17 protein-coding genes and 1 tRNA gene are annotated in these 23745 nt (G+C 52.7%); 6 read left to right on the top strand and 12 right to left on the bottom strand.

The genetic code is table 11. The features are described 5' to 3' along the window. Positions 1-87 precede the first annotated feature (87 nt). The 3 genes from PGRAT_RS11070 to PGRAT_RS11060 all read right to left on the bottom strand — a co-directional run bounded on the left by PGRAT_RS11070 (position 88) and on the right by PGRAT_RS11060 (position 5550). Positions 88-3561: a PAS domain S-box protein gene (locus PGRAT_RS11070; protein WP_238326748.1), complete on the bottom strand. Its 3474-nt coding sequence runs from the start codon at positions 3559-3561 to the stop codon at positions 88-90. Between the two features lie 193 nt (positions 3562-3754). Next, positions 3755-4750, bottom strand: coding sequence for a HAMP domain-containing sensor histidine kinase (locus tag PGRAT_RS11065; protein ID WP_081758602.1), 996 nt, complete (start codon positions 4748-4750; stop codon positions 3755-3757). A gap of 83 nt (positions 4751-4833) precedes the next feature. Continuing rightward, a complete protein-coding gene (locus PGRAT_RS11060; RefSeq protein ID WP_025703923.1) occupies positions 4834-5550 on the bottom strand; it encodes a response regulator transcription factor in 717 nt (238 codons plus the stop codon). 167 nt (positions 5551-5717) lie between these two features. On the opposite strand from PGRAT_RS11060, the gene PGRAT_RS11055 reads away from it, so the two are divergent. After that, the gene (locus tag PGRAT_RS11055; protein ID WP_081758600.1) at positions 5718-7625 is read left to right on the top strand and encodes a serine hydrolase; all 1908 of its coding nucleotides are present in this window, start codon (positions 5718-5720) and stop codon (positions 7623-7625) included. Between the two features lie 440 nt (positions 7626-8065). Here PGRAT_RS11055 and PGRAT_RS11050 read toward each other — a convergent pair. Next, a tRNA-Leu gene (locus PGRAT_RS11050) sits at positions 8066-8149 on the bottom strand. 501 nt (positions 8150-8650) lie between these two features. On the opposite strand from PGRAT_RS11050, the gene PGRAT_RS11045 reads away from it, so the two are divergent. Next, entirely contained in the window at positions 8651-9412 is a 762-nt protein-coding gene (locus tag PGRAT_RS11045) for a methyltransferase domain-containing protein (RefSeq protein WP_025703921.1), read from the top strand. 34 nt (positions 9413-9446) lie between these two features. Here the strand turns inward: PGRAT_RS11045 and PGRAT_RS11040 are convergent, their stop codons facing one another. Next, on the bottom strand, positions 9447-10676 hold the full coding sequence (locus PGRAT_RS11040; protein WP_025703920.1) for a CynX/NimT family MFS transporter: 1230 nt from the start codon (positions 10674-10676) through the stop codon (positions 9447-9449). Between the two features lie 226 nt (positions 10677-10902). Between PGRAT_RS11040 and PGRAT_RS33180 the strand changes: the two genes are divergently transcribed. Continuing rightward, positions 10903-11130, top strand: a complete 228-nt coding sequence (locus tag PGRAT_RS33180; RefSeq protein ID WP_155990310.1) for a hypothetical protein — start codon at positions 10903-10905, stop codon at positions 11128-11130. Here the strand turns inward: PGRAT_RS33180 and PGRAT_RS34020 are convergent. Continuing rightward, positions 11111-11215, bottom strand: a complete 105-nt coding sequence (locus PGRAT_RS34020) for a hypothetical protein (protein ID WP_020426712.1) — start codon at positions 11213-11215, stop codon at positions 11111-11113. The two genes, PGRAT_RS33180 and PGRAT_RS34020, sit on opposite strands and share 20 nt — an antisense overlap. A gap of 213 nt (positions 11216-11428) precedes the next feature. On the opposite strand from PGRAT_RS34020, the gene PGRAT_RS11035 reads away from it, so the two are divergent. After that, complete coding sequence (locus PGRAT_RS11035) at positions 11429-13144, top strand: ABC transporter ATP-binding protein (protein WP_025703919.1); 1716 nt, start codon at positions 11429-11431, stop codon at positions 13142-13144. 110 nt (positions 13145-13254) lie between these two features. On the opposite strand, the gene PGRAT_RS11030 is transcribed toward PGRAT_RS11035, so the two are convergent. From PGRAT_RS11030 to PGRAT_RS11020, 3 genes are all read right to left on the bottom strand, one after another. After that, positions 13255-14187: a permease prefix domain 1-containing protein gene (locus PGRAT_RS11030; RefSeq protein ID WP_025703918.1), complete on the bottom strand. Its 933-nt coding sequence runs from the start codon at positions 14185-14187 to the stop codon at positions 13255-13257. Between the two features lie 3 nt (positions 14188-14190). Next, positions 14191-14529, bottom strand: a complete 339-nt coding sequence (locus PGRAT_RS11025; RefSeq protein WP_025703917.1) for a PadR family transcriptional regulator — start codon at positions 14527-14529, stop codon at positions 14191-14193. A 129-nt stretch (positions 14530-14658) separates the two neighbouring features. Continuing rightward, entirely contained in the window at positions 14659-15426 is a 768-nt protein-coding gene (locus PGRAT_RS11020) for an AraC family transcriptional regulator (protein WP_025703916.1), read from the bottom strand. 146 nt (positions 15427-15572) lie between these two features. Here PGRAT_RS11020 and PGRAT_RS11015 point away from each other — a divergent pair, with 146 nt between their 5' ends. Continuing rightward, complete coding sequence (locus PGRAT_RS11015) at positions 15573-17834, top strand: FAD-dependent oxidoreductase (RefSeq protein ID WP_042266553.1); 2262 nt, start codon at positions 15573-15575, stop codon at positions 17832-17834. A gap of 599 nt (positions 17835-18433) precedes the next feature. Here PGRAT_RS11015 and PGRAT_RS11010 read toward each other — a convergent pair. Next, positions 18434-19873, bottom strand: coding sequence for a DEAD/DEAH box helicase (locus tag PGRAT_RS11010; protein WP_025705586.1), 1440 nt, complete (start codon positions 19871-19873; stop codon positions 18434-18436). Between the two features lie 81 nt (positions 19874-19954). Beyond that, the gene (locus tag PGRAT_RS11005; protein ID WP_025705587.1) at positions 19955-20617 is read right to left on the bottom strand and encodes an HD domain-containing protein; all 663 of its coding nucleotides are present in this window, start codon (positions 20615-20617) and stop codon (positions 19955-19957) included. Positions 20618-20920: 303 nt separating this feature from the next. Between PGRAT_RS11005 and PGRAT_RS11000 the strand changes: the two genes are divergently transcribed. Further along, complete coding sequence (locus tag PGRAT_RS11000; protein WP_042268000.1) at positions 20921-22195, top strand: histidine--tRNA ligase; 1275 nt, start codon at positions 20921-20923, stop codon at positions 22193-22195. A 455-nt stretch (positions 22196-22650) separates the two neighbouring features. Here the strand turns inward: PGRAT_RS11000 and PGRAT_RS10995 are convergent, their stop codons facing one another. After that, positions 22651-23664: a phosphotransferase enzyme family protein gene (locus PGRAT_RS10995; RefSeq protein ID WP_025705590.1), complete on the bottom strand. Its 1014-nt coding sequence runs from the start codon at positions 23662-23664 to the stop codon at positions 22651-22653. Positions 23665-23745: the final 81 nt, after the last annotated feature.

Here is a 23745-nt window from a genome sequence, read left to right as displayed (position 1 = left end):
GGATGTTATTTACTGTCAGGAGGGGTTCAAAATGACACGGATATGCAGCGTGGCCCCGGCACTATTCATCATTGCCCGTCTCTTCTTTTATCTGCGGATATGGGCCGACCAATCTCTTAGCACCCGGTCCACCTCAACCGGTGAAATCGGCTTGGAGATGAAGTCCTGCATGCCTGCTCTGAGACACAGCTCTTTGTCCTCTTTGCGCGCAAAAGCCGTTGCTGCCACAATAACAGGCGACAGCCCCATCTCGTGGCGGATGATACTTGTCGCCTCGATTCCGTCCATCTGCGGCATTTGGATATCCATGAACACCAGATCATATGGATGCGAGCGCACCATTTCGACGGCCATTTCCCCATTTAAGGCCACATCGGCATAGTAGCCGCGTTTTTTGAGATAAGCCTGAAGCAATTGGAGATTTACCGGATGATCTTCGGCAACCAGAATGGACAGCGGGCCATATTCGCCTTCGGAAGGCGTTCTGCCCGCAGCCTCCTTTCCATTCCTGTTCTCCATGCCAGCAATAGGGATTTGCTGATAGGCAGGTTCCGACAGAGGCAGAAAAACATGGATCGTGAAGAAGAATTCTGCCCCTTCCCCTTCATTGCTTTCCACACCAATCATCCCGCCCAGCAGTTCAACGAGTTTTTTGCTGATCGCCAGCCCCAGGCCCGTGCCGCCATACTTGCGGTTAATGGAAGGATGCAGCTGGGAAAAAGACTGAAACAGCAGTCCCTGGCTTCCCTGGGGAATGCCGATCCCGGTATCTTTTACCGTAAATTTTATAACCAGATCTCCGGTCTCGGCTATCGATTGCAGCTTCGCTGTAACGTGAATTTCACCTTCCTCGGTGAATTTCACCGCATTGCCAAGGAGATTCACCAGAATCTGCCGCAAGCGGATCTCATCCGTCACCACAAGCAGCGGCAGATCGGGGTCCAGCTTACTATCCAGAAGCAGACCTTTCTCCAGGGCTTTCGGATAAAACAGCTCCATGACATTCTGGATCACCTGGGCCAGGTCCACCGTCTGCAGCTCCAGCGTCATCATGCCGGCCTCAATTTTGCTGAAATCCAGCACCTCGTTCAGAATATGCAGCAAGGACTCACTGCTTTTGTTGATGATTTCTGTGTAGTATCGCTGTTCCTCATCAAGCTCTGTTCCAGCCAATAGATCCGCCATGCCAATAATCCCGTTCATCGGCGTGCGCAGCTCATGGCTCATAATTGCCAGGAATTCAGACTTGGCCCGGTCCGCCTGCTCCGCCGACTCTTTCGCCCGCACAATAGCCTTCTCTTCGGTAATGTCCCGAAAGACGACAACCGCTCCCTTTCGTTCGCCATTATCAAATATTGGAGACATGCGGTATTTAACCAGGAAGCTGGAGCCGTCCTGTCTCCAGAATACTCCTTCCTTGTCCTCGTAAGAGACCTGGCCCGATAAGGAATCCGGCTGCGCCCACCGCCCGCTGACATACGGCTCGGCGTCCAGCCATCTTTGTTCCACGGTATGCAGCTTAATGTTCCTAGCCAGTTCACCCGGCTCATACCCCAGCATCGTCGATGCAGCCGGATTAATGAACATCGTTTCTCCCTGCAGATTCATGCCGAAGATACCTTCTGAGACTGAATTCAGAATAAGTGCATGCTCATAACTGAGTTTCTCTATCTGCTGCAGATGGCGTTTGTGTTCCGTAATGTTGCTGGTAATACTGAATACACCGACGACTTGGCTGTTCACCATAATCGGTACATAGATCACGCTGACTTCAACGGAATAGCCTTCCCGGTGGATCAGCCTGCTTTCAAAAATCTGGGGGAGACCCTTCGCAGCCAGCTCAAAACGCTGCTCAGCCATTCCCAGTTCATCCGGATCAATAATGTCGGTGTGACTGGCATGCAGCAGGCTATCATGCGGATAACCCGTTAATTGCTGCAGGCTGGCATTCAGCGATTGGATATGCCCGTTCAAATCCATGGCGCTAATCGCCGAAGGATTATATTCGAACAGGGATTTATAGAGGTTCTCGCTCTCCAGCTGCTTCAGCTCATATTGCTTGCGCTCAGAGATATTGCGGGTAACGCAGACCATTTCCGCCGGGCCTCCCGGCCCTGAACTGATATGGCGGAGCGTCGTTTCCGTCCAGAGGTAAGAGCCGTCCTTGCACAAAAACCGGAACATAATAGGCTCCAGCTTTTTGCCCTCCATGCTTTCCTGTAAGTACGCACGAACTTTGTCCCTATCCTCCGGATGAACATACCGCATACCGCTTGAGCCTTCCATCTCTTCCGGCGTATAGCCGAGCATCGGCAGGCAGACCGGAGAAGCATACAAATAAGTAGCTTCGTCGTCCGTCGCATTCCGGGAGATAAAATCCAGCGAATTCTCCGATATCAGCCGGTAATTGCGCTCACTCTCGCGCAGCTGCTCCTCCATCCGGTAACGTTCGGTGATATCCTGCACTATGCCGTTAATCTGCAGGGTTTTTCCGGCTGTATCCAGCACTACTTCCCAATGGGTATATATGAACTTGCGCTCACCTCTGTCATTTTGAATTCTAAATACCGATTGGCCGTTGACCCCGGACTTCAAAGTCTTGCTCAGTTCGGCTCGAAGCTGAGCCATATCCTCAGGCACCACACGGGCCAGCAGCTGCACATAATCGATATGGCTGTGAGTAGCCGTGCCATTGTCCTGGCACAGATCAAAAATGGAGCGCAGCTGCTTCGAGACGGTCATTCGCTCATTCAGGGAATTCCATTCCCATGAACCGATGTTCCCCAATTCCTGGGCAGTTGCAAGTAAATTCTCATATTTCTTGCGTTCCGTAATGTCGCGGGCAATGGTCAGAATCTTCTCCACGCTGCCCTGGCTGTCGCGCATAACCTGAAACGAATTTTCAAGCCAGAGATAGTGTCCGTCTCTATGCCGGGCCCGCTGGGTAAAGACATCATTGTCAGAATACATCTTCCCATGGTGTTCCATTTCTATCGCATCTTCTTCATGGTAGAAATCAGGCCTTTTCCTGCCGATCACCTCATCAATGGAGTAACCAAGCAGCTTCTCAACAGACGGAGACACATACCGCACCGTTCCGTCCGCATCAGCAAAGGAGATCATGTCCGGCGTATTTTGCGTAATCAGATTATAGAGAAGCCGGTCTTCTTCTATTTTTTGCTCGGCTAGCTTGCGGCTGGTAATTTCCGTCATCTCGGCAATCAGATGAAGAGGGACGCCAGTAGCTTCATCGAATGTTAAAAAAATATGTAGTGCAATCCAGATGATCCTGCCGTCCTTGCGCACGAATCGTTTCTCTTTATCTACAGCCGCTACGGGACTTTGCAGCAAACATTTCATAATGAGCTCATGATCGGCAGTAGGCTCATCCTCCGGCAAAGCGATATCCAGGTAACGGAGCTTCATCATTTCCGCTTCCGTATAGCCGAACATGCTGCAGAGCGCAGGATTCGCCATAATCATGGTTCCGTCTTTCGTGGAGACTACTGCGAACCCTATAGAGGACCGCAAATACAGATGCTTAAAGAGTGTGTCGGTCAAGTGATAGATCCTCCTCCGTAAAAGTGGGGACTGAAACTAATCATAGTATACCTTTTTTTCGGAAAAGTTGCTTCTGATGTGAAGGGGCGGGGTTAATTACGGATGGAATTTCTGGGGAAATTGGAAAAAGGGAGCAGACTATTCAGTCATACTCCCCCCAAAAAAGCCTTGTTTCCACAAGGCCGTTTTCGAGTTATTCGTGTCCGGCTTCGGATTCTCCGGCCCCGGGTTGCTTGCTGACCACAAGCTCAAATACAGTTAGTCCGTTCCGGTTATCAAGTCTCAGCTCTCCTCTGTGCAGCTCCAGGATTTGCTTAGAGATCGCCAGCCCCAGCCCGGTGCCCCCATCTCCCGGCCGGGCGGCATCTCCGCGCACAAAAGGATCAAAAATCACATCCTTCAATTCATCGGATATTCCGCCCCCGTTATCCTGTACCCTGATCCTCACTTCCTCAGGCAATTCCTCCAGAGCAATCAGGACCTCCGTGCCCCCGGTATTATGCCGGACGGCGTTGGACAGCAGGTTGGCTATGGCTCTGCGCATAAGGCCAGGGTCATAATCCGCCATAACCTCACCCGAAGGGATGTCCAATTCCATGACCATTCCCTTCTCCTCCATGGAATCGTAATAATCGGCGGCAATTTCTCTCAGCAATTCAGCCAGGTCTCCCCGCTCAACCGATATAGGATAGTCCGGACGCTCCAGCTTGGACAGTCTGAACAGATCATCAATCAGCGCAGTGACCACGGTTGCTTTGTTATAGATAAGCTGCAGGTACCGTTCCCTCTTCTCCTCACTATCCACCAACCCCAGCTGCAGTGCCTTGGCATAGCCTTGGATTGTCGTAACCGGTGTTTTCAGATCATGGGACAGATCAGCCAGCATCCGCTGTTTGCTATCCTGCAGTCTGCGGTTCTCCTGCTCAGCCTGCTCCAGCGACTCTGCCATCTCATTAAAACGGTGCTGAATCACCGAGAATTCGTAATCCGCTGTAATAGAGAGACGCTCTTTATACTCTCCTTTGCCCATTCTCTCTATTGCCTCCGCAATATGTTCCAGAGGTCTGGTAATGCGTTTGACCATCAACTGGCTGAATATATAAATACTCATGCCAAACAGCCCCAGCATCAGCAGCATGGTGGGCAGTGTAAGTTCTATGGTTTGAGTATCGATATCTAGAGTAATCATCAGAAAAACTGCAGCAACCAGCCCCAACGTGAGGGCAAAGTAAACATAGGACCGGATCAACTTGGAGAAAAGCTTCGTTTTTTTCAGCGGAAATCATCCTTTTTGGCAAACTTATAACCCAGCCCCCGGATCGTCCTGATATACACAGGCTGCTTCGGGATTTCCTCCACCTTGTCCCGCAATCTGGAGATATGCACCATAATGGTATTGGCATCCTCATAATAATGCTCCGACCAGACCTGCTCGAACAATTGTTTCTTGGTAAAAATGCGCCCAGGCGCATTCATCAGCGTGGCCAGCAGCTTATATTCGATTGCGGTTAATGAAATCTCCCGCCCGGCCTTATACAACACGCAGTCCGTGTGGTCAAGCATCAGCTCACCGATACTGGTAGGCTCCAGGGTATCCTGAACGGGTCCTGCCGGTTCATTGAAATCATAGGTACGCCTTAGCATGGCATGTATCCGGGCTACAACCTCCAGCGGATTAAACGGTTTGGAGATGAAATCGTCGGCGCCAAGACGCAGGCCCAGAATCTTGTCACTGTCCTGATTTTTGGCAGACAGCAGAATTACCGGCAGCTTGTACTCCGCGCGGAGCAGCTGCAGCAATTGAACACCGTTAAGCTCAGGCATCATAATATCAAGCACGGCCAGATCAATGGATTCGTGCTGGATGCATGTCCATGCCTGAGCACCATTATAAGCCTCCAAGATACGCAGTCCTTCCTTCTCCAGAAAAAGCTTCAAAAGCTCTATAATTTCCCGGTTGTCGTCGACGAGCAGTACCGTTCGCTGCACATCCAAGCCTCCTCATTCATTCCCGCTTTCATGTTCATTAGTCTATCATATTCCGGGCTTTTTTTAAGTGATTTAAGGTTATTGTAAGATTGGCGACATAGCTGTGAAAGAATTCTCCCTTATGCTAATCACAGAAGATTTAGACAGCTCTAGTTTTGGAGGTTCTGATGATGAAGTTGAAATCTGTTTTAATCGTTTCTGTTATTTTATGGATGGGCACTTTCGGAACCGTCTCTGCAGCTCAAGCAGCCGGCACGGATGACGCCCTTACGCAAGAACAGCTTGAGGAAACCCTGACTCCTCTCCTTAATAAAATCATGGAGGCAGATCATATTCCGGGCACGGCTGTTGTGGTAACAGAGGGCGAACGCATTGTATTCAGCAAGGGATACGGTTATGCCGATGTTGGGAAACAACTTCCTGTCGATCCCGGACATACCGTAATGCGGGTCGGATCGCTCACCAAGTCCATGACTGCAGCAGCGGTCATGCAATTGAAGGAGCAAGGTAAGGTAGCGATGGACCAGGATATTAACACTTATCTGACAAACTTCAAGGTCCCCCTATACCACAGCCTTCCCATTACCCTGCATCACCTGCTGACGCATACGGCCGGGTTGGATGAAGGTGTCTACCACCTGGCGGCGCCATCCGCCGACAAGGCTGTGCCTGCGGAGACATTCCTGCAGCAGTATCTGGCCACGCAGCCCCCTGTCCGTGAGCCAGGGACAGAATATGCTTACAGCAATCCCGGAGCGGGGCTTGCCGGCTTCCTCATCGAGCAAGTAACGGGAAGTACGCTGGAGGCTTACATGCAGCGCAATCTGTTCGGGCCCCTGCAAATGCCGAGTGCCAGCCTGATTCATCAGGACAGCGACCCGGACATGGCCAAATCCTATCAATATGAGAAGGGGAGCTTCCAGGAAATCCCCTATTCTTACCCGAATCTGCCCGGGGCAGGAGCCCTCAGTGTGATCCCTGATGAATTGGCCCACTACATGATCGCTTTGTTGAATGAAGGCAGCTATCAGGGACAGCATATCCTTAAACAAGCTACCGTAGAAGAAATGCAGGCCCGGCAGTTTACAGAGCATCCGGGTGTGGAAGGTGTAGGCTATGGCTTATTCCGGAATCGTACGGGCAACGGGATTCTCACGCTGTCCCACACAGGAGACATCGACGGCTTCGCTGCCAAGATGCAGCTTATTCCTGAGCATAAGCTTGGCATATTAGTAGTGAGCAATGCCGAATCACCCGGAAAGCCGCTGCGCGATCAAGTGACAGATGCTATTGTGCGCCTGCTGCCTGCACCACAGATTCAGGACCCGGCAGTAGCTGCTCCTTCCACTCCTGACTTGGAGCAATATGCGCGTACCTATACCATGGGTCTGGGGCCGCAGCATGGCTGGGGCAAATGGTTCAGATGGCTGGGGGGCAAAAACTTTGAAGTGCAAAATGCAGGGGAAACGCTGCGGATCACAGGGGTTTTTCCGGAGGGAACGGGATCGGAGGAGTCTAAAACGTATATTCCTGTTCGGGAAGGATTGTTCCGGGACAAAGAGAGCGGGGAGCTTATCTCATTCCACCAGCAAGCTGGCGTCTGGAAGCTAACCTTTATCCAGGGGGTAACTATAGAGGAGAAACCCGCGTTCTTACAGCAGCCCTCCACTCTTCTGGCCATCTATGCCGGTATTGGATTGGCGTGGCCCGTCATGATTCTCATAGCAGTGATTCGAAGCCTGCTGAGATTAATCCGGCGCAAGAAGCAGCAAAGGCTTGGACATGCCGCATTCATTGCTGTCATATTTTCCATTTACCTGATCGGCCAACTCCTGTATGGCAACTCGCAGGTTATCTTCGGCTATCCGGCATGGTACGCCTTGGGATTCTCGTCTCTGCCTTTTCTTGCTGCCGCTGCGGCAATCCACCTGGGCATTCAGACTGTAAGGCATCAGCAGCAGAATACGGATGAGAAGCGGAGGGTCCGATACGGACGTTACCTGCTGGTAGTCATGAGCTTGGGCTATACTTTCTTTTTGTACTATTGGAATATGCTCTCTGTTCACTTTTCTTGAACATTCAGAGACGGAATGTAGTACAAATATACCCTTGTGGGTGAACACCAACGTGAAGTTATGACCGGGTGTTGTAAAACGTGCAAAATTAGCGCCAACCTGGCGTGATTGAGCATACTTTGTTGTACATCGTGCAGGATAGGCCAATCGGACACAGCTTCCGTTAATAGGCTTCATTCCCCTCCTTTTGGGTTCAAATGAACAAAATAACGGAACCTGGGTCCGAATCAGCCGGAAAAGGTGTATATAACCCCAAATAGTATCTTCTCTGGCCGCTTCATCCAACAGAAGGACTTGGCTGCTGCCGCATCGCATGATTCTTCTGAAGCTTCCAAGTAGTCCACATCCTTCTGCGCTGTATAATTTCCTAAAAGAAAAAAACCGTTCCCTTAGTTAATGGATAGTACTCCATTTCACCAAAGGAACGGTTTTTTGTGTGATGCGGTCAAGAGGACTCGAACCTCCACGATATTGCTACCACTGGCACCTGAAGCCAGCGCGTCTGCCAATTCCGCCATGACCGCATATTATGTAACTCAGCATTTTGATCGCTATACGTAAGACTATACTCTCTTTTTGAATAAAATGCAAGGGATTTTAATTGCAGCTTAGACAGCAAGAATAAACTTCTTTCAGGCCCAAAGAAATCAGCAAGTGGAAAAAGTAAAACTAATGAGCTGAAATCCTGGCTATATAAAGTTTTAGTGGGATTTCGTACAACTAATCCATGCATTTTTCATCCCACACGGCCGCTTTCAGCCGAATTAGTGGTACTTTTCCCCACATAAGAACTTCTACAAACCAAATGAGTTCGATTAGTGATCCTTTTTCCTGCTAAGGAGGATTGCTTTGTTCCTACATTATTTAAGTTCAATTGATTCTAGAGGTGGGCATAGCTGTTGCCCCGGCAATCCGCAGGTTATAGGCTGAGGCAATTACATTTATATGTATTATATATTTCACTTATAAGTGCCCGCCATGATACAACAGTAGTAATTCCCGATTCACCCGAAAGGAGCAATCTAATGAACCAGCATTGGAATACCGGAACCTATGATAAGGATATGGCTTTTGTTTCCCGCTTTGGAGCGCCGCTGATTGAATTGCTGCAGCCTCAGCCCGGCGAGAGGGTTATCGATTGGGGCTGCGGCACCGGAGATTTGGCTGCGGCCATTGCCGGCTATGGGGCCTCTGTCACCGGAATCGATGCATCGCCGGATATGATTGCCGCCGCCCGCAGCAAACATCCGCAGCTGGAATTCGTGCTCGCCGATGGCCAGGCCTACCGTTCGGAGCCTGCCGCGGACGCCATATTCAGCAATGCCGCACTCCATTGGCTGCGGGATGCAGAGGGAGCTGTATCCAGCATGGCCGCCAGCCTGCGTCCCGGAGGCCGCCTTATCGCCGAATTCGGCGGGCAGGGCAACATCGCCTCTGTTACAGCCGGGCTGCCGCGCGCCTTCGATGCTATCGGGTGCAGCGGCAAGCTGGAGCTGCCCTGGTATTTCCCCGGCATCGGAGAATACGCTGCCTTGCTGGAGCAGAACGGCTTCACCGTCGAGCTGGCCCTTTGCTTCGACCGCCCTACTCCGCTACAAGGCGGAGAACAGGGCTTCCGCCAATGGCTGAATACCTTTGCAGATGGAATTCTGAGCGTATTATCTCCTGATCAGCGCACTGCAGTTCTCGCTTCTCTTGAGCAGGAGCTGAAGCCGCAATTATTCCAAGGGGACCAATGGGTTATGGACTACAGGCGAATCCGTGTGGCCGCCAAGAAAAATTCCTGATTCACGCATTCAGGCGGAGACTGCTTCATCGGCCTTACTTGGAGTCGCCTACAAACCGGCTGCTGCCCGCACCAAGCCCTGCCACGAACAATAAGACGCTCGCTACAGCCAGTAAGGCCAGCGGCACGTTCCAGCTATGGGTGACATCATGCAGCAGCCCAAACACTGCGGGCCCCATTGCCGCCAGCAGATACCCGACAGATTGAGCCATGCCTGACAGCTCGCTGGCTTCCTGTGTGCTGCGGGTCCTCAGACTGAAAAACATCATCGCAAGACCAAAGGCAAACCCCCCGGCGATTCCGATGCCAATCGCCCAAACAGCCATCCAGGCGGTACTGCCCAGCCAGACACCGAGAATACCAATCATAAACAGAATAGATGTGATGATCACCAGGCTGCGCTGGTTTTTCATCCGGCCCGCCCAGAGCGGCACGAAAAAGGTAAACGGCAGCTGGGCCAGCTGCATGAGGGACAGAATCCAGCCTGCATGGCTGGAGGACATCCCCCGCTCACTCAAAATCACGGAAAACCAGGCGATCAGCACGTAATACAGCAGTGATTGCAGGCCCATGAACAGGGTAACCTGCCACGCAAGCGGGGATCGCCAGATCCGGATGGAGGATGGTTTGTGATCCGCAGTACTTCCCTTAGTCCTATTCCGCATCTGAGGAATCCAGAATATTGTTGCTAACGCGGCTACTGCAAACCATAGCGCCAATGTGCCCCGCCAGCCGAATCCGGCATGCTGCGCCAGCGGAACACTGATGCCTGAGGCGGCAGCGGCACAGATATTCATGGATACGGTATACACACCGGTCATAAGTCCAATCCGCTCTGGAAATTTCCCCTTGATGAGTCCCGGCAGCAGCACATTGCAGATAGCTATGGATAACCCGATCACCGCTGTACCTGCGTACAGCATAACCACGCCCGCCCCCGAACGGATCAGAATACCTGTGGACAAGGCCAGCAGAGCCAGCATAAGAACATTAGCGGTGCCAAACCGGCGGGCGAGCTGCGGCGCAAAAGGGGACAGCAGGGCAAATGCCAGCAGCGGCAAGGTCGTAATGGCTCCCGCCAGCGTGCTCGACAACCCCAGATCATCGCGGATCATGCCCAGCAGAGGTCCAACGGATGTAAAAGGAGCTCGGAGAGCCGCAGCCACAAAAATAATGCCTACCGCCAGCAGGATGCGGGTTGTTCCGGTGTCCGGCCGGGTCTTATCCAGTTCTAGAGTAGCAGCAGTTTGTTGTTTGGATCTCATGAGTTCCTCCCGGTTACAGCACATTCTCCGAACCAAACCACAGGCTTGTCCGAGGGATGTGCGGTTTTATGTAATAATCACATTGTTACATTATATTCTTTTACCGCTAACCCTGCACAGGTTTTTGAGACGCCTGCCGCTGCATGCAGGAACAAAACGGCTGCGCCGTCCTTGACTGGATAGGCAGCGTTTTGGATTTCAGTTAACGTTTGCACAGGAACCCTGTATGAATCGTTCGGCAATACAAACAAAACTCTATATCCGAAAATCTGTTGCACGAAATACAGCAGAAGGCGATGCTACGCAAAAACCAGAAGTATTCTATCCTGAAAATAAACCAAAGTTTCACAAGAAAGGGGGAGCATCATATCCTAAAAAACAAAAAAAGCCAGTCTTTGGCGACTGGCTTGTTGAACATATCAAAGGAATTGCAATTATACCCAGAGAGATTTAGTAATGATTACGAGCAGGATGAACAGAACCAGAATGGCACCAGTAGACGTAAAAGCACCGCCGTATCCTCCAACATTTTCGCCCATGATTACTCCTCCTTCTTACTGGAATACATTTAAATTATGTAGAAAAGGTGGATTGGGATTGGGTATTTAGGCAAAAAACGCCGGCACTGTCCATTATAATTACCTTTGCCGTTGACAAATCCCTCCAGCCTCTTTAGTATCCTTAACATGAGGTTCTTATTGAGAATGACTCTCACCAGGGAGCACAACTATACAGAAATGAGTGAACAAGAGATGCTGCGCCGCTTTTTTTCCTATTACCGTCCTTATAAAAAATTGTTTATTCTCGACTTCACCTGTGCGGTGGGAGCGGGACTGCTTGAGCTGGCCTTTCCGGTGGCTGTTAATAAATTCATCGATGATCTGCTGCCTGGTCAGGACTGGCCGCTGATTCTGATCGCCTGCCTGGCGCTGATGGCCATTTACGCCTTAAATACCGCGATGCAGTATATCGTCACGTACTGGGGCCATATGCTCGGGATCAATATCGAAACGGATATGCGCAAAAAGCTGTTCGATCATATCCAGAAGTTATCCTTCCGTTTTTTTGACAACAACAAAACCGGGCATCTGATCGGCCGGATCACGAATGACCTGAACGATATCGGCGAGGTGGCGCATCATGGGCCGGAGGATGTGTTCATCGCGGTAATGACCCTTGTGGGAGCCTTTATCCTGATGGCCGATATTAATCTCAAGCTGGCGGTGATCACCTTCATTGTGGTTCCGCTCATGGCCTGGATCATCATCCACTTCGGCCGCAACATGACCAGCACCTATCATCAGCTCTTCGGCAACGTGGGCAGCTTCAATGCCCGGATCGAGGATAATGTCGGAGGCATCCGTGTGGTTCAATCTTTTGCCAATGAAGAACATGAGAAGCAGCTTTTTGCCGCCGACAACCAGATGTTCCGCTCAACCAAGCTGATGGCGTACAAGCTGATGGCCAAAAGCTCGTCGGTCAGCTATATGATGACCCGTCTGATTACAATCGTTGTGATGATCTGCGGAGCCTGGTTCTTCATTCAGGGAGAGCTTGAGATCGGTGAATTCGTGGCCTTTATTCTGCTGTCCAATATCTTTTTCCGCCCGATTGACAAAATCAACGCCGTGATCGAGAGCTATCCGAAAGGCATCGCCGGTTTCAGACGCTACCTTGAGGTCATTGATACGGAGCCTGATATCGCTGACAAACCCGGCGCTGTGGATGCCGGTCCGCTGCGCGGAGATATCGTTTTTGACCAGGTCAGCTTTGGCTATGATCCGGGCCGGCCGGTGCTGGATGGCATCAGCCTGAGGGTAAATGCCGGGGAAACCATTGCTTTTGTAGGTCCTTCAGGGGCCGGAAAAACGACCATCTGCAGCCTGCTGCCCCGCTTCTACGATGTCACCGGCGGCTCGGTCTCCATTGACGGAACCGATATCCGCGACATGAAGCTGAACGCGCTGCGCAAGCAAATCGGGATTGTGCAGCAGGATGTCTTCCTCTTCTCCGGCACCATCCGCGAGAACATTGCCTACGGCAAGCTGGATGCCGGACTTCCGGAAATCTGGGAGGCGGCCAGACGCGCCCATCTGGAGGAGCTGATTAACGGCCTCCCGGCCGGAATGGATACCGTGATCGGGGAACGCGGCGTGAAGCTCTCCGGCGGGCAAAAGCAGCGGCTGGCCATCGCCCGGATGTTCCTGAAGAATCCGCCGATTCTGATTCTGGATGAAGCAACCTCGGCACTGGACACCGAGACGGAAGCGGCGATCCAGCAATCGCTGGCGGATCTGTCCGTAGGACGGACGACACTTGTCATCGCCCACCGTCTTACCACGATCAAAAATGCCGACCGGATCATCGTCGTCAATGAAGACGGCATCTCCGAAGAGGGCCGTCACGAGGAGCTGGTGAACGCCGGAGGCACCTACAGCCGCCTGTATCAGGCGCAGTATCATGCGTAGACAGCTTGCTGCGTTGTGTACAGCAGGAGGAGTGGATTAAATGAAAAAAACCTTTCGCTGATCAGCCGTTTAAGGCCGACTGTGAAAGGTTTTTTTTGCGGATCCTTGTCTCAATTCACCTGAAGCCCCGGATGATCCCATCTCCGCGAGAGCACATACAACCCGTAGCCAAGCACATTCGTTAACAGGAAAAGCAGCACCCAAGCCACATTGCCGCGGCGCTCATAATACGCGTTCATACTTGCCCATACGGCAAAGAGCAGAATATATCCCCCAAGCAGGAACAAACCCAGGCTGTAAAAGAAAGTGTAGTTAAAATAAGTCATTGCCACATGAACAACAAACGGATACTGCGTCTGGTCAAGATCAGGATCTGCGGGATTATAGCCAAATTCGCTGAACGCATTGGTTTTGACCAAAAATCCCTCTTGCTTGGGTGCGGGAGCATCCTCTGATAAATTCACAAATCTCAGCATCCCTTCCGCAAGCGGGTTCCCGGCATACATGAACAGGTTCACTCTATGATCCATGGCCCCATAAGTCGGCTCAACGCTCACCCCTTTGACCCCCCAGGTGCGGTCCACCCAGTTCTGCAATTTCCGCTGCAGAGGCTCAGGCAATGACTCAGTTCCACGGACATTGGCTTCCCCCTGTACTATAGCATAGGCCTCTTTAGGATACTTGGACACCGCCCATTCATTCCATACTCCGATGATCAGCCCGAGAACAACGGCGCTTAGTAAAAGCAGAGAGAAGGCGCCTTTAAGGACAATGCCTGCAAAAGTTCTTTTAATTTTGTAGATGCGCACCAGTTCTTTCTTCACCTCACCCAACTCTCCAAACCGGGCAAGCGCTTCGGTTACGGCCTCCTCCTCCGGCAAGCCCTGATGCATCTGTTCAAGTACAGATGAGGTAAGATTGGCCGTCATTTCCTCGCGGAAATCATTCACCTGGTCGCTTGGCTCCTTCATCTGCCGGCACAGATTCTCTACATATGCTGCAATACGCCCGGCAGATTTACCCTTAAGCTTGTAATCCGTCATGATCTATTCCCTCCCCAATAATGAATCCATAAAATTCCGGAAGATCGTCCAGCCTTGTCTGCTCCCGCGCAGCCGGTCCTCCCCCGCAGCAAGCAGACGATAATATTTTCTTCTGCCGCCGCCGCTCGCTTCGTGTTCCCCGCCCCAAAAAGCTTCCACGGCTCCCTGTTTCTCCAGCCGCTTCAGCGCCATATACAAGGTAGCCTCTTTGAGGTCAAAAGCTCCGCCGCTGATGTCGCGGACTTTCTTGGCAATCTCATAACCGTACATCGGCTTCTCTTTTACAATGCTGATCAAAATAATATCGATGTAACCCTTGAGCAGCTCTTTTTCAAACTCCAATCTCGTCCCTCCCCAAGTACTTCGCGTTATTAAGTACATCGTAATATAATATTCCAGAGAACGCAAATAGGGATGCAAAAATAAACCGGAGATCTGTGATCCCCGGCCTCTGTGACCCGCGTGTTTTCCTTACACCCGGCTCCGTCTGCGGTATTCTGAAGGGCTGACGCCCATGGCTTTGGAGAAGACTCTGCTCAGGTAAAAGCCGTTCTCATACCCGCAGCGCTCGGCGATCTGTGCGAGGGTGAGCGTGCTTGCGGCCAGCAGGCTGCGCGCTTTTTTGAGCCGGACCGCTTTCAGATAATCGGAAGGCGTCTCCTGAAAAGCCTCGCGGAACCTTCTGGTAAGCTGTACCGGACTTAATGCCAGCCGATGGGCCAGCTCCTGAAGGCTGACAGTCTCCCCGGCCTGTTCTTCCAGCAGCACTGCTGCTTCCGCCATCAGTACATCCTCGGTGAATTTCCGCTCCTTCAGCCGGCTCTGTCTGCGCTCCAACTGGAATAGCTGCCACAGATCCATAAGAAGATGATTCTTCCAGAGTTCGGATGGCAGGTCATTCTCCTCGCTCGCCTGACGCAAATAAGCATAGGTTGAAGCGAGCCGTTTGGTATCGTTGATTAACGATCTGCCGGCAGGCGGAAGAAGCTCAGCCGCCTCCTCTCTGCTGGCGCTGAACTGCAAATAGTGAAAGGTGAGCGGAGTGATGGCCGCCCGGCGGAAGGGAACTCCCGGCGGACACAGCACCACATCGGCAAAACCTGCTTCTCCAGATTGGACCCCAATTTCATAACGGAATATACCTTCTTCCACCGCAAAAGCCACCCAAGTATCGTAGAGATCTTCCGCCAGGTCGAATGCCCCTTTCTGCCGCCAGTAAATATGGTTCAAAAGCTGCACGAATCTTTCACTCCCTACGAAATAAAGTGTATGTTCAATGATAATATAGTGCATTTAAAAAGTAAATTGCGGAGCTTATGATGAAATTATAGATATACAAATATAACTCAGGGTTCATCCAAATGAAGTCACGGGAGTGAATAGTTATGAAGCAGGAGCTAGTTAACAATGACATTACGGTAATCGGCGGCGGACTGGCCGGGGTGTGTGCAGCCATTGCTGCAGCCAGATTGGGGCAAAAGGTGGCGCTGGTGCAGAACCGTCCCGTCCTCGGGGGCAACTCCAGCAGCGAGGTGCGCGTCTGGGTCTGCGGGGCAACCGCGCATGGAACGAACCGATATGCCCGGGAAACAGGCATTATGGGCGAGCTGTTTGTGGAGAACCAGTACCGGAACCCCGAGGGCAATCCTTATCTTTGGGATCTGGTGGTTCTGGAGGCTGTAAAAGCCGAAGCGAATATTACCCTGTATTTGAATACAGATGTTCATGAGGTACAGGCCGAAGGCCGGGAGGATGACCGGAGGATCACTGCCGTCGTGGGCTGGATGATGGGCTCAGAGCGGCGGATCACATTCAAGAGCAATGTATATCTGGACTGTACAGGTGATGGTCTGATCGGCTTCCTCGCCGGGGCGAAATTCTCTCTGGGGCGGGAAGCCCGCAGTGAATACAACGAAGAGTGGGCTCCGGAGGTGGCTGACGGTATCACACTAGGCAGCACTATTCTGTTTTATACCAAAGATGCGGGGGTACCGGTGAACTTTGTCCCGCCTTCTTTTGCCAAGGATATTTCGGAAACGTCGATTCCGCTCCGCCGGGTGATCCGAAGCGGCGACTCCGGCTGCCACTACTGGTGGATTGAATGGGGCGGCGAGCATGACACGGTGCATGATAATGAGATGATCCGCGACGAGCTGTGGTCCGTCATTTACGGCATTTGGGATTATATCAAAAACTCCGGCAAATTCGGCGCCGAAAACATGACGCTGGAATGGGTCGGCTCGCTGCCCGGCAAGCGCGAATACCGGCGGTTCATCGGCGACTACGTGCTGAACCAGAATGATATTATTGCCCAGCGCGAGTTCACGGACGCCGTGGCTTTTGGCGGCTGGTCGATCGATCTCCATCCCCCGCAGGGGATGTACGCCGAAGCCAGCGGCTCGAAGCATATGCATGCAGACGGGGTGTATCACATCCCCTTCCGCTCCCTGTATTCCGCGAATGTGCGGAATATGCTGATGGCCGGGCGCGATATCAGCGCCTCCCACGTCGCCTTCGGCACGACGCGCGTAATGGCGACCTGCGCCGTCATCGGCGAAGCCGCCGGCACCGGGGCGGCGCTGAGCAGCCGCCTGGGCATCACGCCGCGCGAGCTGCACGAGCGGCACCTTGCAGAGCTGCGGCAGACGCTGCTGCGGCAGGATGCCTCGGTCATCGGCCTGCGCAGCAGCGATGAAGCGGATCTTGCGCGACGGGCGCGGGTCAGCGCCTCCAGCGTGCAGACCGCACTTGAGCTGGCGCAGCCGGGCGAAGCCTGCAGGCTGCTGCATGATGTGGCCGTGCTGTTCCCGGCGGATCCGGGAATCAGCGGCTTTGACCTGCTGCTGGATGCGGAGCAGGCAGCGGAAGTGACGGTGGAGCTGTGGGACACCGGCCGCGGGGAGAATTACGTGCCGCATACTTTGCAGGCACGGGCAGCCGCACCTGCCGAAGCGGGGCAGCGGCAGTGGGTGGCCTTTGATCTGCAGTGGCAGCCGGAGAACCCGCAGAACGCTTTTGTGATCATCAAGGCGAACCCTGCGGTCAGCCTTTATCATTCGCTGGAGCCGCATAGCGGCGTGCTGGCCTTCTTCAAAGATGAGCAGCCGCAGGTCTCCAAGGATCTGGAGGACCACTCCACGGATCAGCTTGTCGTCCTCTGGAAGATGAAGGGCCAGGCGCGGCGGCCTTTCTGCTTCCGGCTGGGTTCGCCAACGGCGGCGTTCGCGGCGGACAAAGCGGTGAACGGCTATCACCGCCCGTACGGCGGACCGCAGCAGTGGATGTCGGAGCCGATGAAGGACGGCAGGGCGGAGTGGCTGCAGCTGGATTGGGATTCTGAGCAGACGTTTGGTGAGATTCATCTAACCTTCAACGATGATGTCAATGAGGACCTGGTGAATCTGCACCATCACCGCACAGCTTTTGCCATCATTCCCGAACTGGTCCGCAATTACCGGGTGGAAGCCCTCGGCGCCGGCGGAGTGTGGACAGAAATTGCAGCCGGAACCGGCAACCGCAAGCGGAAGGCCGTTCACCTGCTGCCGGAGCCTGTGCAGGCGCGGAGCCTTCGGGTTATAATTGAATCCACGAACGGAAGCCGCCATGCGGAGCTGATCGAGATTAGGGCCTATGGGAGCGCTCAATAGCAGCACCGTTAATCTGCCCGCTCGCCCGAAGTGGAAAAATTACCACTAATTTGCTCATCCCCCTGTTATTAGGCAGCTTAAGTGGAATAAGTATCACTAATTCGGCTCATTTTCCCTTCAACAGGGTAATTTAGCCAAATTAAGTTTACTTTTTCCACCTAAATCTCCACGATTGCTTATTGAGGTGGGATTAAGTTTACTTTTTCCACTTAGCTCCTTGCGGGTGGAGACGTAATAGGATGCTGTAGAATAAGCAGAACCGGCTTTGCCATCTTTTTTAAAGCAACCTACGCTCCGAGGCAGCGATACAGAGTGTCGCTTTCAGGACCATTTCAGCAAGAAAGAGCAGGATAATTTATAGTTGGAAACTTATACATTGGAAACAAAGCCGCTGCAGGGCCCAAAAGGCGATGCAGCGGCTTTGTTTCCACTTGCCAAATATGTTTATCTCCTTGCCCACTTTGCTTCATCCCTGCCGCTACGCACCTACTTCTTCGCGACATGCACCTTAAGCAGCTTGCCCTTCACGGTGGTTTCACTTGCCAAATATTGCTCTATCTCCTTGCCCACTTCTGCTTCATCCCTGCCACTACGCCACCCTACTTCTTCGCGACATGCACCTTAAGCAGCTTGCCCTTCACGGTGGTGTCCTTCATCGCCTGCAGCACCTGCGCCCCTTTGCCGTTCAGGATATCTACATAAGTAACATTGTCCTGGATCGTGATGATCCCGATGTCGTCAGCGGTGATTCCTTCCAGCTTCGCAATGGTGCCGACGAAATCGACGGCTCTCAGCTTCTTTTTCTTGCCCCCGTTGAAATAGAGCTTCATGATGTCCTCGTTCATGACCTCAGTCTTGCCCTTCTTGCGGACCTGCTGCTTGCCCAGCTTCGCTTCAAAAGCAGGCTTGGCGTAGGCCACGGCAGCCTCCGAAGGAGCTTTCATCACCGGGAGGCTGAATCCGATATAGCTCTCAATCTCCTGTACCCACTTGTGTTCATTCGGCGTGGCGAGGGTGATCGCTTTACCGCTTTTGCCGGCGCGTGCGGTGCGTCCGGTACGGTGCACGTAGCTCTCTTTTTCCATCGGAGTATCGTAGTTGATCACATGGGTGATGTTCTCAATGTCAATCCCGCGCGCAGCAACGTCGGTGGCGATTAGATAGCGGAACTGGCCTCTCTTGAATGCGTTCATGACCTCAAAGCGCTCGTCCTGCATCATCCCGCCATGAATCTTGTCCACCGGATACTCCAGATCCGCCATACCACGGAACAGCTCGTTCACCTGCTCCTGCGTCCGGCAAAAAATAATGCAGCTGTCCGGATTCTCCACCGTCAGCAGGTCAAGCAGCACCCCAAACTTCGCAGCTTGTCTGACTTCAATCAGGGCATGCTCAATCGCCGCTGTCGTAATGCCGCTGGCTTCGATCTCAATATCCGCCGGCCCGTTCATATACTTCAGGCACAGATTCTTCACGGCATCCGGCAGCGTCGCGGAGAACAGCATCGTCACGCGCTCCCGGGGAAGCTTCTGGATAATCTGTTCAATCTGCTCGATAAATCCCATGCTCAGCATCTCATCCGCTTCATCGATCACCAGATATTTGATCCGGTTCAGCGTCAGCGTGCCGCGCTCGATATGGTCGAACACACGTCCCGGTGTACCTACGACGACATGCGTTTTTTGTGTAAGCTCTTGTTTTTGCGGGGCAAACGGCTGCTTGCCGAACAAAGCGACCGCCTTAATCCGCTTGAAGCGCCCGATGTTCGTGATGTCCTCCTTAACCTGTGCAGCCAGCTCCCGGGTCGGTGTCAGTACCAAAGCCTGCGGCTTGTTCTCCGCCCAGTCTACCAGTTCACAGAGGGGGATGCCGAACGATGCGGTTTTGCCGCTGCCGGTCTGTGACTTGACGATCAGATCCTGGCCCTTCAGGGCCGCTGGAATGACCTTGCTCTGCACCTCTGTAGGCTCAAGATAATTCAGCACATCCAGCGCGCGGATAATCTCTACATTTAAGCTGTAATCTCTAAATACACTCATGTAGTTGTCTACCTCTTCTATGCCGATTGTTCCGGTTCAAGCGGGATTTCCCGCGTTCCTTCCATCTTGTGCATTCTAATATTATAACAGCTTCCGGCTCCCTTGATTCCATTCCTTATAAAATTGCTCCAAAAAGCTCTCCATAAACGCGTGCCGCTCCTCCGCCAGCTTGCGCCCGTAGGGTGTATTCATCAAGTCCCTTAACTTCAGGAGCTTCTCGTAAAAATGGTTGACCGCCGTTCCCTTGGAATAGTCGCGGTACTCCTTCTGGAGGGATTCGTCACGCGGCGCAATTTCGGGATCATAGACCGGACGTCCCTTGGCCCCCGAAAAAACCATCACACGCGTAATCCCGATCGCCCCCAGCGCGTCCAGCCGGTCAGCATCCTGCACAACCTGCCCTTCAAGTGTGGACATGGGCTCGCCCCCGCCGCCGCTGAAGGACATCGTTTCAATAATCAGCATGATGTGCCTGATCTGCCCCTCATCACTGAGATGCTCCGCCAACCAGTTATGTACTTTTCGCAGTCCAGCTTCTTTGGACGGGTTCAGCTTCTCATCGGCCACATCATGCAGCAGCGCCGCTAAGGTGCAGATAAACACATCCGCCTGTTCCATCTCTGCGATCAGCCCAGCCGTATTGCGCACACGGTCCGTATGGAACCAGTCATGGCCGGTGGTGTCCTGGCCCAATTGCTCTTTGGCGAAATTTTCGGCTGCGGTAATGATCTGTGTATAGTTCATAGTAAAATCCTCCCTTTACTTTGCAAATGATAGAATCAGCGGGCCGGGCCTTGCACGACTTCTCCCGATCCGCTATAATGTGCTGTAATCCAGCCTTGAGAGGATCTGATGCTCATGAACAGCATAACTATCATACTGAATCGGCATCATCACCACAAGCAGCGTTAGCACTCCTGAACATTTTCCAGGGAGGGCTGACGCATTTTGCGTTTGGCCTCCCTGCCGCATATTGGCGCGCAGGACCAGGAGGTCCGGCGCGTTTTTTGTTTGCACAGAGCTGAACATGAAAAGGGGTTAATCATTATGCAAAACGTTAAAGGAACCTATGATTATTTCGGCCGGGAGCAGGCCATCCGCCAGAAGGTCCGCTCTACGCTGAGCGAACTGTTTGAACTCTATGATTTTGAATCCATGGAGACCACCCTGCTGAATGAGCTGGAGCTGCTAACCTCCAAATATGCAGGAGGCGATGAGATTCTCCGGGAAATGTATCAGCTCACCGATCAAGGCGGCCGCCAGTTGGGACTGCGCTACGACCTGACGATTCCTTTTGCCAAAGTGATCGCCCTGAATCCGGGCATTGAATTTCCTTACAAGCGCTATGAGATCGGCAAGGTATTCCGTGATGGTCCGGTCAAAAAAGGCCGCCTGCGCGAATTCCTGCAATGCGACGCCGATGTGGTGGGCATTGCCGGCCCGCAGGGAGAAGCCGAGCTGATGCAGCTTGCGGCGGAAGCCTTCCGCAGACTGGAGATTCCCGTCATCGTGAAATGGAACAACCGGCGGTTTCTCGGGGAAATTCTGACGGCGGCCGGCATGCCTGTGGAGGAGCATCTCTCAGTGATGCTGTCGCTCGATAAGCTGGCCAAAATCGGCAGCCGCGGTGTGCTCGCGGAGCTTGAAGGGAAAGGAATAGCTCCGGCTGCTGTAAGTGCGCTCGCGGAGCTGCTGAACATGGATGCTCCATCTTTTGAAGGGCTGGTGGAGAAATATGAATTAAGCGGGCAACCGGGTGCTCTGGAGGTGCTGGCTCTGCAGCGGCTGATCGCGGCGGTTGGACTCGCGGAGACCTGTGTATTCGATCCTTTTCTGTCACGGGGCCTGTCATTCTACACGGGGACGGTATATGAGATCTTCGATGCTTCCGGTGCTTACACTTCCAGCCTGGGCGGCGGAGGCAGATATGACTCGATCATCGGAAAGCTGGTGGGGCGCGAAGATATCGAATACCCTACGGTGGGCATATCCTTCGGTATGGAGTCGATTATGGCTCTGCTTGGCGAACGGCCTGTCCGTGAAGAGGCTTCAAGGGTGCTGGTCATACCCGTTGGAGAGTGCTTGCCGCAGGCCTTGACAACAGCCGCCGCATTTCGCGCTGCCGGCATCCGCACTGCCGTGGATACCGGTAAACGCAAGCTGAAGAAAACGCTGGCCGCAGCGAATACAAAGGGTATCCGCTACATCATTCTAATCGGGGAGAGTGAAGCGGCCGAAGGCAAGATCCGGCTCAAGGATATGTTGCAGCAAAGCGAAGAACTGCTTACGGTGGAGGCAGCCATTGCTGTCATCAGCAAATAAAGCAGTAGACCGGATATCTTAATTCCACGTCGAATTGGCAAGGATTTTGAATTCAACAGAACCAATCAATAACGGTAAAGCTGGATGAAACTGCAAATGCTCACCTGGAGCTGTACCGGCAATTTGATGTCGAGCCTGTAGCGGAGCTCGAGAGACATGACGGAATCTCTTCGATCAAGGCAACGGCAGCCGCACTCGCCAACCGTTTCCGTAACATCACTGGCTATGAGCAACCTGCCAGATTAAGCGAGCTGGCGGTGCAATGGATTCTCGCCGATCCTCAGCCCATTTTTATGACACTGCCCGATGATTCCCGTTAAGTCTTCTAATCCCGGGCCCGTTTACTATGGCAGAGCAGTTCTCCCGGTTCAGATCCTAAATGTAAACCTCTCTGCCTCTCCAATTCGGCTGCCTCTGACATACCCTAACCGGCAGCATATTTGCAAATCGGCTCCTTACGCTTCCGCCGGTTCAATCCGCTTGAACACAAACGGGGTGCCCTGCAAATATTCTCTTATATAGGCCTGGGCGTAGGGCTGCTCCTCCCGCAAGCGGGCGGCTTCCTCCGGGATCGGAGCATAGTGACAGTAATTTCCGATCATCACCATAATGAAGAAGCTTTCCAGCTTCCGGGCGTAATCCGCTTCCAGCTTCATTACACTTTCGTAGCCTTCGATAAAAACCTTCCGCTGGTCGGGATACAATTCAAGCAGCGAACCGGCCATATCATAGAGGTAGTACCCGTAGCCGCATCTTCCAAAATCAATCGGATGCGGCTCATCTCCATGAAAGACGACGTTGCCGCTGTGTAAATCTGCGTGAATCAGTCCATAAGTATCATTGCTGACATCCATCTTCTCCAGCTCGGCGATTATTTTTGCGGCAGCCGCCTGATAGGACTTCCAGGCCTTCTTTGAGAGGAAACCGGGATAATGATGTTCCAACTTAATCATTTCCCCTCTAAAGCTCTCAGCTCCCCATACCGGCCGGGTAAACCCTGCTGGCGGGTTGAATTGCGCTGCCGCCTGATGCAGCCGCCCCATCATTTTACCCATTTTTAGCAGAGCGGGTTCCGTCAAATCTTTTGCCGCCTCCTCCCCCTCCACCCATCGCATCAGGGTAACCCAGGAGAACTCCGGCTCCTCTCCGGCTACAGCGAGCAGATCATCCCCACCGATGCCTGGAATCCCTTCAGGGACAGGGAAATGCAGTACTCCGTTCAACATACGAAGCAGCATCAGCTCTGACCTGATTTCCGATTCACTGACCTGTGCCCGGTGAATACGCAGCAAAAAGCGCCCTGCATTACGGGTCTGTATTTGATAGGTAACACTATCAGACATCCCAATATACCTAATCCACTCCCATTCGAGATCATACTGCGGTAATGCCCACAGCACAATCCGTCTTGCCCGATTTAACAGATGCCGCCTGTCATGACAATGATCTCTGCAACATGATTCGTCCATGGTTCTCCCCCTTACAGCATTATCCAACCATTATAGCCGCAAGCCTTAATCAGGAGATACGGAATGAACTGTTCTAAACCA

The sequence above is a fragment of the Paenibacillus graminis genome (genome assembly GCF_000758705.1).
GTDB classification, from domain to species: Bacteria; Bacillota; Bacilli; order Paenibacillales; family Paenibacillaceae; genus Paenibacillus_AQ; species Paenibacillus_AQ graminis.
The sequence above is the reverse complement of the archived record's forward strand: the minus strand, read 5'-3'. Positions and strand labels throughout refer to the sequence as shown.